This is a genomic window from Pseudomonas sp. NPDC089407 (assembly GCF_044900445.1).
Lineage (GTDB): Bacteria > Pseudomonadota > Gammaproteobacteria > Pseudomonadales > Pseudomonadaceae > Aquipseudomonas.
In genome coordinates, this window is the sequence record NZ_JBJDNB010000007.1 from 1 (window position 1) to 14,561 (window position 14,561).

Annotated in this window: 18 protein-coding genes; 5 read left to right on the plus strand and 13 right to left on the minus strand. The window is 55.1% G+C overall.

The window, feature by feature from the left end; genetic code table 11:
• Window positions 1-203: 203 nt before the first annotated feature.
• Complete coding sequence (locus ACI2KG_RS07390) at window positions 204-818, minus strand: LexA family protein (RefSeq protein ID WP_404661406.1); 615 nt, start codon at window positions 816-818, stop codon at window positions 204-206.
• A gap of 101 nt (window positions 819-919) precedes the next feature.
• Window positions 920-1,585 carry a S24 family peptidase gene (locus ACI2KG_RS07395; RefSeq protein WP_404661407.1) on the minus strand — a complete coding sequence of 222 codons (666 nt, stop codon included), beginning with the start codon at window positions 1,583-1,585 and terminating at the stop codon, window positions 920-922.
• Between the two features lie 131 nt (window positions 1,586-1,716).
• Here ACI2KG_RS07395 and ACI2KG_RS07400 point away from each other — a divergent pair, with 131 nt between their 5' ends.
• The 5 genes from ACI2KG_RS07400 (at window position 1,717) to ACI2KG_RS07420 (ending at window position 6,749) form a co-directional block, all read left to right on the plus strand.
• Window positions 1,717-2,028, plus strand: coding sequence for a DUF6124 family protein (locus tag ACI2KG_RS07400; protein ID WP_400620318.1), 312 nt, complete (start codon window positions 1,717-1,719; stop codon window positions 2,026-2,028).
• A 434-nt stretch (window positions 2,029-2,462) separates the two neighbouring features.
• On the plus strand, window positions 2,463-2,978 hold the full coding sequence (locus ACI2KG_RS07405; protein WP_404661408.1) for a DUF4880 domain-containing protein: 516 nt from the start codon (window positions 2,463-2,465) through the stop codon (window positions 2,976-2,978).
• Between the two features lie 377 nt (window positions 2,979-3,355).
• Window positions 3,356-4,582 carry a hypothetical protein gene (locus tag ACI2KG_RS07410; RefSeq protein WP_404661409.1) on the plus strand — a complete coding sequence of 409 codons (1,227 nt, stop codon included), beginning with the start codon at window positions 3,356-3,358 and terminating at the stop codon, window positions 4,580-4,582.
• Window positions 4,583-4,958: 376 nt separating this feature from the next.
• A complete protein-coding gene (locus ACI2KG_RS07415) occupies window positions 4,959-5,363 on the plus strand; it encodes a hypothetical protein (protein ID WP_404661410.1) in 405 nt (134 codons plus the stop codon).
• Between the two features lie 45 nt (window positions 5,364-5,408).
• On the plus strand, window positions 5,409-6,749 hold the full coding sequence (locus ACI2KG_RS07420; RefSeq protein WP_404661411.1) for a hypothetical protein: 1,341 nt from the start codon (window positions 5,409-5,411) through the stop codon (window positions 6,747-6,749).
• Between the two features lie 81 nt (window positions 6,750-6,830).
• On the opposite strand, the gene ACI2KG_RS07425 is transcribed toward ACI2KG_RS07420, so the two are convergent.
• The 11 genes from ACI2KG_RS07425 to ACI2KG_RS07475 all read right to left on the minus strand — a co-directional run bounded on the left by ACI2KG_RS07425 (window position 6,831) and on the right by ACI2KG_RS07475 (window position 14,545).
• Window positions 6,831-7,277, minus strand: coding sequence for a hypothetical protein (locus tag ACI2KG_RS07425; RefSeq protein ID WP_404661412.1), 447 nt, complete (start codon window positions 7,275-7,277; stop codon window positions 6,831-6,833).
• Window positions 7,267-7,986 carry an oxygen-regulated invasion protein OrgB gene (locus ACI2KG_RS07430; RefSeq protein ID WP_404661413.1) on the minus strand — a complete coding sequence of 240 codons (720 nt, stop codon included), beginning with the start codon at window positions 7,984-7,986 and terminating at the stop codon, window positions 7,267-7,269. Before ACI2KG_RS07430 ends, ACI2KG_RS07425 begins: the two co-directional genes overlap by 11 nt.
• Window positions 7,958-8,530 carry a hypothetical protein gene (locus tag ACI2KG_RS07435; protein ID WP_404661414.1) on the minus strand — a complete coding sequence of 191 codons (573 nt, stop codon included), beginning with the start codon at window positions 8,528-8,530 and terminating at the stop codon, window positions 7,958-7,960. Before ACI2KG_RS07435 ends, ACI2KG_RS07430 begins: the two co-directional genes overlap by 29 nt.
• On the minus strand, window positions 8,514-9,236 hold the full coding sequence (locus ACI2KG_RS07440) for an EscJ/YscJ/HrcJ family type III secretion inner membrane ring protein (RefSeq protein ID WP_404661415.1): 723 nt from the start codon (window positions 9,234-9,236) through the stop codon (window positions 8,514-8,516). The genes ACI2KG_RS07435 and ACI2KG_RS07440 overlap by 17 nt, the downstream gene beginning before the upstream one ends.
• On the minus strand, window positions 9,233-9,541 hold the full coding sequence (gene sctI, locus ACI2KG_RS07445) for a type III secretion system inner rod subunit SctI (RefSeq protein WP_404661416.1): 309 nt from the start codon (window positions 9,539-9,541) through the stop codon (window positions 9,233-9,235). The genes ACI2KG_RS07440 and sctI overlap by 4 nt, the downstream gene beginning before the upstream one ends.
• Before the next feature lie 65 nt (window positions 9,542-9,606).
• Entirely contained in the window at window positions 9,607-9,867 is a 261-nt protein-coding gene (locus tag ACI2KG_RS07450; RefSeq protein WP_404661417.1) for an EscF/YscF/HrpA family type III secretion system needle major subunit, read from the minus strand.
• 17 nt (window positions 9,868-9,884) lie between these two features.
• Entirely contained in the window at window positions 9,885-11,048 is a 1,164-nt protein-coding gene (locus ACI2KG_RS07455; protein ID WP_404661527.1) for a PrgH/EprH family type III secretion apparatus protein, read from the minus strand.
• Between the two features lie 158 nt (window positions 11,049-11,206).
• Window positions 11,207-11,941 (minus strand): winged helix-turn-helix domain-containing protein, encoded by a 735-nt coding sequence (locus ACI2KG_RS07460; RefSeq protein WP_404661418.1) that lies wholly within the window; start codon window positions 11,939-11,941, stop codon window positions 11,207-11,209.
• A gap of 213 nt (window positions 11,942-12,154) precedes the next feature.
• Window positions 12,155-12,409, minus strand: a complete 255-nt coding sequence (locus ACI2KG_RS07465) for an acyl carrier protein (protein ID WP_404661419.1) — start codon at window positions 12,407-12,409, stop codon at window positions 12,155-12,157.
• 73 nt (window positions 12,410-12,482) lie between these two features.
• Window positions 12,483-13,499 (minus strand): IpaD/SipD/SspD family type III secretion system needle tip protein, encoded by a 1,017-nt coding sequence (locus tag ACI2KG_RS07470; RefSeq protein ID WP_404661420.1) that lies wholly within the window; start codon window positions 13,497-13,499, stop codon window positions 12,483-12,485.
• 14 nt (window positions 13,500-13,513) lie between these two features.
• The gene (locus tag ACI2KG_RS07475; RefSeq protein ID WP_404661421.1) at window positions 13,514-14,545 is read right to left on the minus strand and encodes an IpaC/SipC family type III secretion system effector; all 1,032 of its coding nucleotides are present in this window, start codon (window positions 14,543-14,545) and stop codon (window positions 13,514-13,516) included.
• Window positions 14,546-14,561: the final 16 nt, after the last annotated feature.

The following is a 14,561-nucleotide window of genomic DNA, read 5'->3' on the forward strand; positions in this document are numbered from 1 at the left end:
GAATTTTGGGCAGGTCACGCAAGGTTTTCTTTTTGGTTGGCATACATGCACCTCTTACTCATGTTATGCCCGAACACAAAATTTCTGACACCCTCCCCATCGCTGGCAAGCCAGGCTCCCACAGATATCGCGCATGGCTTGAATTCGACGCGGCCAGTGGGAGCTGGCTTGCCGGCGATGGGCTGCACAGCAGCCCCGGCAATCTACAAGGCCGCGTGCATCCGCACGACTACGCCCATAAACTCACAGCCGTCTTCACACAATATCATCGGGTAGCGCGTATTCAGCGGCTTGAGCATCTTGTCGCCGCCCTCCTCCACCAATTGCCGCAACACTGCCGGCCGCCCAGGCTGCCGAGCAATCACTAGCTTGCCTGGCTCTGCCAGCAGGCCGGCATCCACCAGCACCCGCATGCCCTCGGGCACGCTCTTGCCACTGGCCGCATTCATCGAGTCGTTTTCCACGACCAGCCAGAACGCATTGCCGGCGGGCATGTAGTCCGTCTGCTCAAGAGACTTGCTCGTTTCAGGCAATGGCCCCTGCAAGTCAGCCCAAGCCAGCACCGGGAAACGAAAGCTGGCATTGCGCCCTGGGGCATCCGTCACGACGTCACGCTCAACCACCATGACCCGGGCCTGCAGAAACACCAGCCCTAACATCTCAAGCTTTTCGTTGATGGTCTCCAGCGTCGGCCGCCGCGTGCCACGCAGCCAATGCCCCACACCGCCTTGAGTCATGCCCAGGCGTTCGGCCAGCTTGAGTTGGCTGAGGTTATGTTCGCGCTTGTAGCGCTTGAGAAATACGTTCCAGTCTTCCATGAGCGGGGTACCGCAGTTCCATAATTTTCGCCATCCCTGTGGGAGCGGCCTTGCCAAGGCGTCGGACCGGTCGGATAGGGCTGCGCAGCAGCCCCGACGAACTAGAAAACGCCATGCACTCGCACGACTACCCCCAAAAACTCGCAACCCTCTTCGCAAAGTAGCGCCGGGTAGTTGCTGTTCAATGCTTTAAGGTACCGCTCACCGCCTTCCTCGGCCAGCTCACGGAAAATCGCCGGTTTGCCCGGTTGACGAGCAATAACCAGACGCCCCGGCTCAGCCTCTATTCCAGGGTCTACCAACATCCGCATACCCTGCGGCACACTGCGACCACTTACGGCACTCATGGCATCATTTTCCACAGTCAGCCAGAACGCCTTGCCCTGCGCCAGGTAGTCGGTCTGCTCGAACACCGCAGGCTCTTCAGTCTCCGCTGCCCCTAACTCGCTCCACCTCAGCACCGGGTAGCGGAAACATACGATGTATTGCATGAGGTCCAGCTCATCGTCGTCGTCATCCATCTCATAAACGCCGCGCTCCTCGCCAACCTGCCCCTGGATGCGCAGCTGCAAACTGACGTTGTAGTGAGGCATGCCGATCTCGACGAACGTACGGTTCATCGACTCGATTTTCGGCTGACGCCGCTTGTTCACCCAATGCCCGACGCTGCCCTGAGACACGCCAACGCGCTCGGCAAGCTGCTCTTGAGTGAGCCCTAGCTCCTCCATCCGGTCACGGACGAGGGCAATCCATTTATCCATATTCATCGCTGGCACGATACGGACTGCCTTCTAGCGCTCAATAAACATTCAGTATTATTTATCTCCAAGCATAAAAATACTACAGGTATTAGTATCGACCTGACCCCTTTCCCGATTGGCTCTTAGCAGGTATCAGGATGAAACCATCGAAAAACGACGAAACAGATCTCGACAGCGAAGCCGCCCGCCGCGCCCTCGATTACTACCTCAACCCCAACCCGCCACGCCCCAGCCTGGACAACAAGATCTGGACACTGCACGAAGGCGTAACCGGCGACCAGGCGCAGGAACATGCCATCGCCCTGCTGCGCTGCGCCGCCGCCACCGCACAGGAAACCGCCAGCCACCAGCACGGCAGCCAACGCGAACTGACCTTCGCCCTGATGCACATGATGGATATGGCCCGCGCACTGCTGGAGCACAAACACACCGGGGAACGGGGTTTGTAGGAAAAAGAAGGGAGAAAACGTGATGGCCGGGTACCGGCAAAGGCCCCGATTGCCGGGACAAGGAAGCGCGACGGTAAAACTTTTTTACCGGATTGATAAAAATTCATTTGACTGGCAAATGATAACGATTATTATTGCACTCAGCTGATCGCGAGATCTGCTGGATAACCTGAAAGCTTAGGTCGCTCTCAGATTATCTCCTCATCAGGCTAATCACGGTTTTTGACCCGGCTTTTTGCCGGGTCTTTTTTTGGCTCTTCAGGCTAATGAAGATCGTGATGGCGCGCATGATAGCAAAGGTATTTCAGGGCGTGAACGCTCGTTACAAAACTTTGCGGAATCAGCACTTGCGAATCATTCTCGTTTATTCTACGCTGACCACGCATCAAGGAAGATGCCCCCATCCCTCCCCCATCTAGAGCAAGGAGCTGTCCATGGCCCGTCTGCTGCTGCCCCTTGAGCACCCAACCGCTGTTGCCGAACACCATGCCGACGACGCCCTGCTGCATGCCCTGAAGCGGCTGCCACGGCGCGTACAGCAAGTGTTCCTGCTCAACCGCCTCGACCAATTGGACTTCGCCACCATCGCTGCGCGCCTGGACCTGCCATTGGCCAGTGTCGAGCGGAACATGGACCAGGCCCTGCAGGTCGGCCGCTCGCGCCGGGATGTGCTGGCGAGTGTTGCCGGGCAATGGTACGTGCGTTTGCAAAGCCCACAGGTGACCGCGTGCGAGCGTATCGACTTCCGCCGCTGGCTGGATGCGGACCAGGCGAACTTGCAGGCGTTTCATGAGACGGAATTGCGTTGGCGCAGCCTGCTGGCACCGGCTCGGCAGCTTGGCCATGACGGCTGGTATCGGCAAGGTCGGGCGGCGTTGTCGCTGGGCGGTTGTTCGGTTGCGGTCGGGCTGGGTGTGGCGGCGTTGGTGGTGTTTGGGTTGTGGGCCTGATCACCCCCATGGGCGCTGTACCAAAACAAACGTCGCAACACTGCATGGAGCAAGTCAGCGAGACCATGGCCTCATAGCTTTTCGCAAGCTTGTCACGATGCGACGGTTATTTTTCAACCAAACGCGCGCTCGCTGAGACAGTACAGCCATGAGCCTTTTGTGAAAGCGGGGCGTTCGGCTTCGATGCATCTTAAGCCCTGCGTGAAATGTCTTGAAATGAAGGTTAGGTGAGGCGAAAACGGCCAAGGAAGGGTCGGGGTCGCCTCCGAGTTTACGGGTTGTCAATGAACGCTCAGAGGCTGCTCTCAACGCAGCATCACCGAGTTTCGAGGCTTTTCATGCGGAGCCCTACTTCCCTATTGCGAACGGACCTGAGCATGCATATCTCGACTACTACCTCTCAGCCATTGGCGTTAATTTCCTCAGCTGATAACGCTCCCGCCCGCACCGTTACTGATCCCGAAACAAAAGTGGCACACAACGAAAAAGTCTTTCACGATACATTCACAATGATCACTGATCGATATCGAGCTTTTAACCCGACTACGGAGCTCGGCTTTCAGCAACGTCCTGGTGTGACCGCAGATATCGAACCCATTTCCAAACAGGACCTTGTTTCCATACTGGAACACATCAAGACCGACGACACGCTATTCAAAGGCTGCAAGGATAAATCAGCGAAAGCTGCTTTTTTCAACAAGTTCTACCTGATGTCCAACCCGGATCAGGGCTGGAATCTTCGTCTTCACAATTTTAGTGTCAGAGGCAGCGGTCTCGGAGAAGAGGATAGCCCTCACTATCATCGCTGGACATTGGCTTCAAAAATATTGTCGGGAGGCTACCTAAACGTCAACTACCAAGAAGGACCGAAAACAGATTCAACCCCACTGAAAGATGCATTTTCCAAATATGAACTCAGCGCTTCAAAATCGCAAACAAACGCCGGGACCCGTGAGGCCAGGTACATCTCAGAAGCAGAGATGAAAGTCAAAGATAAAACGTTGTACGCGCAAGGTGGCCTTGAACACTTCCCCCTAGCCACACCTCACAGCGTGGAAGCCCACTCAGGCGTTATGGGAACTACACTGACCCTTGCGCATACGAGCAAGCCGGCTCTCGAAAGTTCGATCTCGTTCAAAAGATCCAATAATATTGAAGCGATTTCAGAGAAAAAAATCGAAAGCAACGATGAATTCGAGGCCATGCTTCAAATGCAAATAACTCATCTACAGGTGCTTATATTAAGCGACGACCTAAACGCTTCACTGATGGAAAAATTTGAACAGAGATCTTCACTGACAGCCGGTGAGGAGAAACATCTGGCCGACTACAAAGAGCCAAACTATGTCGAAACCTCATTCCTACCAGCACTTGCCATTTATCAAATGGAAACTACTCACGGCATGGTACCCAGTGAGTTTTCCGAAGACACAGTAGAGTTGATTGAAATTGCACTGAAAGAAATGGATCCCGACGCCCTAGCGAGACTGATCTCAAATAACCAACTCGACCTCTGGGACCAGCAACTCACCATCGAAGTCGATGACCCTGAATTGGCTAAACAATTGGGTGAACGCGCCAGTCAAGCCACTGTAATGCACTGATCAAGTCCAGTAAAAATCAGCCTTAAGGGGCTATCGCCAGCCAGCTAAGTGGCTTAGGACAGGGAATGTCCGACGCTGCACCTCTATGCATTACCCCGACGCCTCCGAAAACTCGACCCTACTTACGAGCACAGAATAAAGGAGGAAATATCGCCCTGCTGCACAGCCGCACAGGGCTACCCGCTGAATTCTAAAAAGCGCCCACACCCCCTTAAAATGTTTTCAGTCCCGCAAATATTTGAGCGTTTTTTGAAAGCCATCTCCATTTTCGAAATCTAGGCTGCAAGAAAACCCATACTCCATGGATCACAATGACGAACATTATGCAAAATCACGTCAGAACGCTCTATGCAGCAACCTCGAGAGACTGAACACAATGAACCTTGATATTTCGCAAATCTTACGCACGACATTGATAAGTCTCGGACTTCCTCCGGAAAGGATCGGCGCCTTTGATCACCACTCATCCATAGAGCTAAATTTCAAAACCATCACCCCAATCAATGTTTCAATAAAAAACAATATGACTTGGATGTGGACCGAACTGGAAGGCTTGAATAGCTTCAACATTAATCTTCATGCTGAATATCTACTCGATTTACTACAACACGCTTTGCCAGGCGTTTTGACGGGACAAGCGGTACTGGGAAAAGCAAATGACTGCTACGAAATAAAAGCATTGCTTACCGACGAATGCATCAAAACACCTGACCAGCTACGCGTGGCACTGGATGCGTTTTTCAACCTGATATTATCAATCCAAAACAAGCTTAATCACTGAACGACCGCCACAAAAAACTCAACTGCCTATCAAAGATAATAAAATATGCCGATTGATAACAACGTACCACGAATACCTCCAGCCAGCGTAAGAGATAACACCGCGAGCAATGTCCCGAAGAACGTCGATTTTGTCATCAGCTTTGACTTCGCAAGGAACAATTCCGCCGAGATTGCATCAAATGATCGCAGCCCTGCGGAGAACGCGTCCACCAAGGATAGCGCGCTGAGTCTCGGGATAAACCACTTCGAGGTTTCGTCCTCTGAAAACACCGAATCACAAAAAAATCTCAAGGATGCTATTCATCATGAAAATACCCACACCAACCCGACAGGCCCGTACACCCCGATAGAAACAAAGGACCTCGCCATGAAACAAACAGTTGAAGGAAGAAGAGTTCTTTATAGCCCGGGCGACGTACTTCTCAATGAATTGGGCACCGCAGCCAGCGTATTACACCAAATTGTGTCTAAACTGAGCCCCGACAACCAAAGAATGATCGGTGCTCGCTTACTAGGCAAAGAAGGTCTACTCGACGGAAAAACCATTGCAGATTTGCTCGCTACTCTACAGCGAGTCAGTACGAAAAATGATTCACCCCGTGCCATAGCTGCCAGTGCTACAGACAGAGCTGCGGTTGTTGCGCTAATGGGAGATATCGGCGTATTTTATTCCCGCCCTGCTGACGCAAAAGTGGAACTGATTACCGAACTAAACAGGCAGCTGACAGCAGCTGGCCTGCATGTACCCGTTGAGTCGGAAATGACAATCATGCGTAAGACAGGCGGCTCTCCGAGTGTAGGACCCGATAAAAAAGCGGAGCGAAAAATCGCTTCGTTTGACCCTCCTACAGATATCCCATTCCGAGCTGGCATTCATAATACAGGGCTGGAAGCAGATAAGGGACTAGGTATCGCTAAACAAAAGCGTATTCCAAATAACCGTTGGCCGGTCTACCACCTCAGCACGCCCCGCATCAAGGCAACTACTGAGCCGCTTGTCGGACACATGTCGGGTTCGCCGGCCGAGATCCTGCAGACTTGGGACATGTTATGTGGGGTAACAGGCCATGAGCAATATGTGGGAGCCCTGATTCGCAGCTCTACTCGCCAGGAGGGCGAGAAGTTCCTTCACCCTCTATCTGGCTTGACACCGGCCGAGCAAGCACAGCGCTACGCTCGCGCAGCAGGTGCCAGTGCTCTATTAGTTGGGCTAGGTTACCATAGTGCCGTCGAAGTGCTTGAGGGCATCCTCGTCTATACGGGGCAAACCATCAGGACAGAAGGCACGCTGTCTCCATCACAACGAGATGCCGCCCATGTGTTTGGGCACGGAGCAGCGACGGATCTCATAACCGAGTTATTCAGAACCAATACTGCACCCTGATGTCCTGTGTGAAATTGCCGAGCGGCGGCGCTCCTCCAGTCTCACAAATAGCCGCTCAATGGATTTTCAAATACCGATGCACTACCAATTGATATTCTCGCGACTATCTTCATCCTCAGAGGGCTTGAACACCTCCTGCATAAACTCCTTGACGAACATGTTGGCCGATGAAACCGATACCAACGCACTTCTTATCTCCTTATAAGTCTCGCTTTCTTCCAAGCCTTGCTCTTTCATCCGCACCATCACCTGCGTCAACGCGTCCATTTGCTTCTGGGTCGTTTTATAAGACAGCTCGCCACCTGTATTCACGTATTGCTTCAAATACCCCTGAATGCTACCCGGCGAGGGTGTCGTGGACGCTATCCACTTCATGAACTCATCGTAGAACTGACCAAACTCAGGATCCGGATCAGAACGGGTTTCCCCGCCCTGACTACCTATGCGCTGGTCCAAGGGCACTATCATCTCGGTGCCTCGTGGCACGGCTTGGCCGGGGCCTTCGACCGAATAGATATCAATGGTCATCACTTTCACCCGATTGAAAAATGTGATTACGACTTTCCCCCTCTGTATTCAGGTCGGCGGCCCAACTGACAAGCAAGCGCCTCGACGCTTCATCGAGCTCGCGCACACTCTCCGGCAACTGCTTTAGCTGGGCGATCAGGCGCGGCGACAGGCGCTCTTGGGTGGCACCGATGTCGAGCTCGACCACTTGATCCGACAGGCGAAATAGATAACGCTCCTGATCATGGAAACGGATTTCCACACGCTCGATTCCCAAGTCCTTCAACCTGTTTTTCAGCGCCAGCTGTTGGGCTTTGCACCGCAGTGGCAGGATAATCTGCAGCGGCTCCCGACCTTGCCCTACCCACCCCTGCTGCCAGCGCTGCAGCAGCGCATCAAGCAGCCGTTGATCCATCAGCAACTCCCCCAGCAATGACCGGGCGGCCTGTGCCAGTTCAGCTTGTAGCGCACTCGCCATCCGCCGCGATTGCAGCAGAAGCCCGCTCAGGTCACCAGCGGCTCGTAGCATCCCTTGGGCATAACCGTCCTGAAAGGCTTTCGCACGAACCCTGTCTGCCTCTTGTTGCGCTTCTGCGATACAGGACTTGGCGCGCTCGCGGGCTTGCTGCATCAACAACCGGCGACTGCTCGCAGCCGCCCGCTCTTCATGCCGCAGCAGGAGCGCATCCGTCGCCGGCATATCAACAAGCGTTCTGATGGATTCGAGCATGCTGTACCGCCAGAATGAGAAGTGATGGGTTCGGCGCCAGTAGCGGCAACATTTGCTGCAACTCGACCACGGGTGGCGAGAACTGCAAAAACAGGCGCTGCATGAGCGCCTCCGGGATGTGCTGATGCCACGCTGCCAAGCCAGCAAGCCCCAGAGCAGCAAGCGACTGCTCAAGGCCATCCGCTTCGCTGACCGCGACCGTTGGCCGCTTGCCCAGATCGATACGCGCGAACGCTCGTGTCGGCACATTGAGCTCACGCATCCGCGCCCCGCGAGCCAGTTGCGGCCACATCAAGTGCGCCCCCATGAGACGGGCGACTGCAGGCAGGTGCTGCCAATGTGCGACCCAGCAATCAGTCCATGGCGTGCGCTTGAGCTGCTGCGGGTCGGGACAGCTGAGTTGCAACCCCCTTAGCAACGATTGATTGAGCAACGTCCGGGCGGCCGGCTCGTCAAACAGCGCTGGTACAACACCCCGATGCGGATGCAGATAGTCCAGCGGCTGCTGCAGGATGGCGCGCAGCGCCTCAGTTGCGCGGAGCATGTTCGACCTCTTTCGACTGTCGGTACTGCAGGACCAGGTATGCCACCGCAGCCAGAATGCCCAAGACGAAAATCCCATAGAGCCAGGTAGGCGCATAGGCGCGAGGCTCCAGGAAGGGAGCGGCATGCTGTATTGCCGCCCGCTTGGACAACACCACCGAAATGTGGTCGTAATCCACGGCCGAGAAACTGTTCTTGAGAAAACGCTTGATATCGTTGACCAGTCGCTGCGGCTCGCTATCACGCTCATAGACCACCAACGCCGACAGATGTATCGGTGCAACCTTGCGACCGCTTTCGCCGGTTTCCAGGTCGTAGCTCACATGCACCCGCGCCGAAACCACGCCCTCTAGGGTGTTCAACGACTGCTCCAGGCGTTGCTCCAGCGCACTGTAGAGGCGCGCCTTTTCGGCGCGCGGCGAAGCGACCAGTGAGTCGGCAGGAAACATCTGGGCGATTTCAATGCGCGGCCTGGAGGGCAACGAATACAGGGCCAGCAGGTCGACCGCCGCTGCGAAATCCGCTTGCTCGATATGCACCGAGTATCCGGTCTTGCCGTTGTCCACCTTGGTCGCGGTAATGTTATTGCGCTGCAGCACCGAAATCACTTCGTTGACCTGCTGCTGGTCAAGGCCCGAAAGCAAACTCGGCTGGCGACAACCAACCAGCATCAGGCAAAGCAGCACGAGAAAGCCATAGCACTTCATGACGAACGTAACAGGGTTTCGGCCGTGGTTACCGTTTTACGGACCAGGACGTTGAGTAAAGAGACGTCAATGTTGTACTGCGCAGTGAGTAGCTGCAACTCGCTCAATACTTCCGGGTTGGTAATATCCGGGCGCTTCAACATGGCATTGATCCTGGCATGTTCACGCTCGGTAGCCACAGCGGAGCTGGCGAAACTCTCGATCAAACGCCCCTCCAGGGAAACCACCGAGCCAGGCTCGGGGCGCGCCAACTCAACCATCCGCAGCGAACTCAGGTTCACTGTACTCAAAGAAGAAACAGACATGGCAACACTCGCAAAAGAGACTCGGCAGGCTACAGAATCACAGCCAGCCGAGAGGGACCTCAGACTTAACGCGCAGCGGAAACTATCGCGGTATCAATTTCCTTGAAGCCTTTGATCGTATTGGTCGCCACGTTACGGAAAACATTGTAGGAGGAAAATGCAGCCTGATAGGCCGCCAATAGGGTGGGGTCCGACGCATCTTTATGCAATGCGGCCAGTGCCTCATCGAGTTTGGTTTTGAGATCGGTAGCGCCGTCCTCGAAGCCCTGAGCCTGCCGACCCAAAAAATCATCATGAAACTCAATGGGAGTTGAAACACCACTCATAATTCACCCGTCAATTATCAAAGGGATTTAGGAAAGTACCAGGATGACGGCGTCATCTTGATGTAGCCCTGAGGGCCATACTGGAACGACTTGCCCTTGAGCCCATCATCTTTGAGCTCGATTGCGAAATGAACGTATCGCTCACCCCATTGCCGGCCGAAATCCGCTACAAAGTCACCCAGGGCTTGCAATTCAGCGTCCTCAAGCGTGCCGTTGACCTTAAAGGTCACGCCGTCCGCACGCGCATGCCGAGTAAAGCGCAGTGCCAAGCGTTGCAAACCTTGCTCGGCCAGATGCAAGAGTTCGTCGTCGTCACGCTGTACGATCATTATTTCGCGAGCGTAAGGCGCGACTGCGGCCAGAGCACGCTCCAGACGCGCCTGCAATTCGGGTGTCAGCCGGCTGCGTTGACGACTGACCAACAATCGCGGAACGACCGGATCACTGAGATCCATACGGTGGTAGGCGAGTTGCGGTGCAAGGCTGGTTACCAGACTCTCCAGACGCCGGCGCTCATCGTATGTGGTCATCACCTGAGTCGCCGAGTAGCCATTGCGCACCAATACCTGCCTGCCCCACCCGGCATCCCGCTCTGAGTCGGCGAAGACGTAAATGGCCTGGTCGTGCCCATACACTACGACCATGCTGTTGTTGCCCCCGGCAACAAGCGCCTCGACATTCGACACAGGCGAGGGACGCGAAGCGTACCAACCGAAAATCGCCAACCCAACCATCAACATCAGCGCAGCGCCAATAGCCGCTCGCCGCAAGACGATATTGGGGCCCCGAGCCGGCTCAGGTTCTGCCAGCACAGCCGCCCCTCGTATCAGCAACTCGCTCCGCCACGGCTCATCCTGCGGGCGCACGGCAATCAGCAACTCCGATATTTTCTCTAGCGACTGGAATGGCGTGTGGCGCTCAACCACATCTTCGTCCAGGATACGCACGACACATCCCGAGCCGTCATTGTCGCCAATCAACACCTCAAAGTTACAACCACCGGACTCCAGCGGAATGTAGTACGCATCTTCCGGAACACTCGGTGGGTGCTCGAGTGAGCAAAACCTTGCCTCGGAACCTACGACAAAAAGAGTACGCTGCTCCGCCAGGTCAAATTCGCAACCCTGCAGCGGGCCATTGAACACCCTCAGGACGCATTGCGTTGCAGGGGAGTCCTGCATGTTGTTCACCACCCGGTCTATCAATATAAAAACACTTAACGCTTCGACGTGAAACCCATGATAGGGAATGAAAGGCAGATAATCCTGATCAAACCATTAGGAAACACGCCGCAATTATGATTAAAACCAACCGCCAAACTCGTTAGCCAGCGCCATGATCAGTTGCACCCGTTTTGGGGCACGACAAGCAAGCCGCTTAGGTTGGACTGCGCCAAGGAATAGGAGCCGCCCTGCCAATTCGATGGGCACAACCCGGGTAGACGCTCTGCCACCAGAGCGATCAGGCGCTGCAATGCTTGTTCTCGCCCCCCGCTCGGTAACAGCGTTTCACTGTGCAGCAGCGCGTGATTGCGACCACGCGCCAACTCGACAGCCAAGGCCCAGCAGCCCCCCTGCGCGATACAACGCACGCAGAGATAATAATCAGGCATCATTCTTTCAACTATGGACAGGCAATCATCTGAAGCGTGTGCAAAAGCCGTCAGCCCCGCCGGCATCACACAAAGACGTTCACCGAACGCAGCGGCCAGTTGGTGGACCACTTCGCGCTGCATTTCCAGGCCACACGCCTCAACTTTTGTCAGCACCGGCAAGACCAATAACGAGGGCACCGATGACGGCGAAGGGCTCAGGGCAGCTCGTTCCACGACCTCCCCTGCAAAGCGATAACCTTTGCCATAGACCGTCTTGATATAGTCGTTCTCACGCCCCAGTAACTTGCGCAGCGCATAAATGCAGCGGGTAAGGGATTCCTCGGCCACGTCGCAGTTGGGCCACACCTGGTCCAGCAGTCGGCCCTTGGGAACCAGCGAGCCCGCAGCCCCCAGCAAGAGCCGAAGTACATGCAACTCCTTGGGCGGAAGATGTAGCTCGTTGCCGCCATGCAGAAGCAATCCATCTCCCTGCAATACCCACCGGCCAAAAACAAACGACCGACTTGGCCACTGATCAGCGCCCCGTTGCATAACGTACTTCCTCCTTTCCCCAACGCGATGGATAGCCCGTGCTATTGGCTCAGTGAATCTGCGCCCCGGCTTGAAGGATCAACTATAGGGAAAAAGATTGTTACGATATCTGCGACTTCTCTACAACACGCTGGGAACTAATCAGATGGGCGCCTGGGTGAGCGTTTGATGAACCAAGCGATGAAGATCCTCAACTTTACGCGTACCGGCCAACCCCTCTGGAGGCAGTTCAATATCCAGCACGTGGTTGATCTCCAGCGCGACCTCCAGAAAATTCAACGAATCCGCACCTAAGTCCTCCACCAGGCGGGCGCTTGGGATAACGACCTCGACATCAACCACGAGTGTGTCGACGAGAATCGCGATGATGATGGCCTCTATCTCACACTTCATCATTCGGTTCGCTTCGAATTTCCATAGCCTGTTACACCTTGCATTACTGCTAACAAATCGCCCTTAAAACCACGGGTCAGCCAATTCCGCTCGCGAGGGCCTTGAGCATTTCTGCATACTGGCTCAATTGCGAGGAGAGAATCTTGTTGAAGTTTTCGTGGTACGCGTTGGCGTTACCGTACTTGGTGGTAAATAACTGCAACTGGTTCTTCAAATCACCTTCCTGGCTGTTGAAGCCGGTTTGCCAGGCTTGAAACTTCGCGGTATCCCACGTCACAGTACCCTTGGGGGCCGCTGCAATCATTGCATCCAGCGGTGACACGTCCATCATCACTCGATAGCCACCCTTGCCGTCAGGCTGCACACATGAATCAGGCACCCCCATGGCCTTGGCCCACTTCCTTGCCTCTGCCTCGGTCGCAGATCCCCCATCGACTGGAAAAAGGACGCCCTCCGGGGCTTGCTGGTACTTACTGCGCAAGGCTTCCAGCGCAGCGGACAATTGCCCGCTGATTTCGACTTCCTTACCGTCCGACTTGCCTTTTATCCAGTCCCCCATCTTCGCCATGATGGTTTCGTTGAATTCCTTGTAAAAGGCCGAATACTTGGTCAGCAGCGCCTCGTAGATCGCCAGGTATTCGCCCTTGATGAAACCGATCATCGCCAGCAATTGCTCAAAAAAGTCGGCGCTGCCACTGAGTACGTTCAACGCATTCCGATTAGCTTCTGGCGCATGCGGCAAATCGCCTAGCTTCTTGAGCGTTTCATCCTTCCACTGTCGCATGCTGGGGCTAAAAGGCTGGGCAAGGGCTGTCCACTTGCATGATTCGGCGTCCAGCATGCGCGCCTGAATTTTACCGACCGCGGGATCAGCTGGACTGCCATCAGGAGGTAGGCAAAATGACTTAGCCGCGATACTTGTATCATCAAGGCGGGCAATCAGGCCGCCTAACCGGGAAACCATCGACTGCGTCAAGCGTTCAGCCATCGACGGCAGTGGACGACGCTGGGGCTCGTTAGCGCAAGCCTGTTCATTCGCCAGCTGATCAACACGCGGCGCAGTGGTGAGCCTGATACGTGTATCAATATTCATGACTCAACTCCTGATCAGGCACGCACAGAGGCAATGGCGTTCATGGTGGACCCACGGCTATCGACCAACTGCTGGATGGCGTCGAGCATCTTGCTGACCAGCGCCATATCTTCATTAACACGTTGGTTGGCGACATCACTGACCGCCTTGTTCAGGCTCTGCTCGGACTGATGCAGCACCTCGTTCTGGCGCTGTGAATACTCTTGTAAACGCAGGATGGCGGACACCCCGGAGCTGGTCATCATCGCCAAGGAGCTGATAGCGCCACCAACCGTCAGATTGCGCTCGTAGGTTTTCGCCTGCAGGGCACTTTTAATGCGCGCTTGCTTGGCCTGGACAACTGCATCACGGATGTTCAATTCAAGGGCCGCCCGCTCGCCTGGTCGTGCTTTCAGGTCAACGCGCATCTGCTGGGCCTGTGCATCGAACTTCGCTGCATCCGTCTGGTTGGTCTTGATATCGGTGTGTTTCTGGCTGTGTCCGCGCAGGGACATCGCGGCACCAGCGGCGGACATGGTGGCGGCAACCACCGCGCCAGTGACCGCGGACCACATGGTGGCCTCCCCCCCCGCCATGATCGCAACGCCTTGCGCAATGGCCGCTTCATAGGCCATCTGGGTGAAGTGGCCGCTCAGTTCAGCACTGGATTTGCGTGCGATGTTTACAGCGACTATTGCCGCCACCAACACGCCGACATGCTTTTCCCACGCACCAGGATCGAACGACATCAGGGCAATCACCGGATCTTTTTCAGCGCCAGCGGGCGCCTCTCTTTCCTGGTGGACCACAGCGGCCATAAACAAGGCCATCATCGCCTGGCTTTCGCTCTCGCTGAATCCTGAGGTGTCCAAGTACGCGTTCAACTGCTGAGGCAGCATCGACTGGACAGCCTGTGTAACACGAGACGTCAACACCTGCTCATCGAGCCGCCCACTGATACTGCTCATCGATAACGACTGCTTTTGATCGACGATACCCTTACCGACCGACTCTGTAACCTGACGGCTGATCACCGAAGTGGAGCCGTTATTGATTGATAAACCCATGAGTGCCAACCCTGTT

Excerpts from the sequence above, each read along its gene's own strand:
- ACI2KG_RS07465 (WP_404661419.1), bottom strand. The coding sequence starts at position 12,409 with ATGATGAAGTGTGAGATAGAGGCCATCATCATCGCGATTCTCGTCGAC.
- ACI2KG_RS07405 (WP_404661408.1), top strand. The coding sequence starts at position 2,463 with ATGGCCCGTCTGCTGCTGCCCCTTGAGCACCCAACCGCTGTTGCCGAA.
- ACI2KG_RS07410 (WP_404661409.1), top strand. The coding sequence starts at position 3,356 with ATGCATATCTCGACTACTACCTCTCAGCCATTGGCGTTAATTTCCTCA.
- ACI2KG_RS07470 (WP_404661420.1), bottom strand. The coding sequence starts at position 13,499 with ATGAATATTGATACACGTATCAGGCTCACCACTGCGCCGCGTGTTGAT.
- ACI2KG_RS07430 (WP_404661413.1), bottom strand. The coding sequence starts at position 7,986 with ATGCTCGAATCCATCAGAACGCTTGTTGATATGCCGGCGACGGATGCG.
- ACI2KG_RS07435 (WP_404661414.1), bottom strand. The coding sequence starts at position 8,530 with ATGCTCCGCGCAACTGAGGCGCTGCGCGCCATCCTGCAGCAGCCGCTG.
- sctI (WP_404661416.1), bottom strand. The coding sequence starts at position 9,541 with ATGTCTGTTTCTTCTTTGAGTACAGTGAACCTGAGTTCGCTGCGGATG.
- ACI2KG_RS07425 (WP_404661412.1), bottom strand. The coding sequence starts at position 7,277 with ATGACCATTGATATCTATTCGGTCGAAGGCCCCGGCCAAGCCGTGCCA.
- ACI2KG_RS07475 (WP_404661421.1), bottom strand. The coding sequence starts at position 14,545 with ATGGGTTTATCAATCAATAACGGCTCCACTTCGGTGATCAGCCGTCAG.
- ACI2KG_RS07455 (WP_404661527.1), bottom strand. The coding sequence starts at position 11,048 with ATGCAGGACTCCCCTGCAACGCAATGCGTCCTGAGGGTGTTCAATGGC.
- ACI2KG_RS07400 (WP_400620318.1), top strand. The coding sequence starts at position 1,717 with ATGAAACCATCGAAAAACGACGAAACAGATCTCGACAGCGAAGCCGCC.
- ACI2KG_RS07450 (WP_404661417.1), bottom strand. The coding sequence starts at position 9,867 with ATGAGTGGTGTTTCAACTCCCATTGAGTTTCATGATGATTTTTTGGGT.
- ACI2KG_RS07420 (WP_404661411.1), top strand. The coding sequence starts at position 5,409 with ATGCCGATTGATAACAACGTACCACGAATACCTCCAGCCAGCGTAAGA.
- ACI2KG_RS07390 (WP_404661406.1), bottom strand. The coding sequence starts at position 818 with ATGGAAGACTGGAACGTATTTCTCAAGCGCTACAAGCGCGAACATAAC.
- ACI2KG_RS07415 (WP_404661410.1), top strand. The coding sequence starts at position 4,959 with ATGAACCTTGATATTTCGCAAATCTTACGCACGACATTGATAAGTCTC.
- ACI2KG_RS07395 (WP_404661407.1), bottom strand. The coding sequence starts at position 1,585 with ATGAATATGGATAAATGGATTGCCCTCGTCCGTGACCGGATGGAGGAG.
- ACI2KG_RS07440 (WP_404661415.1), bottom strand. The coding sequence starts at position 9,236 with ATGAAGTGCTATGGCTTTCTCGTGCTGCTTTGCCTGATGCTGGTTGGT.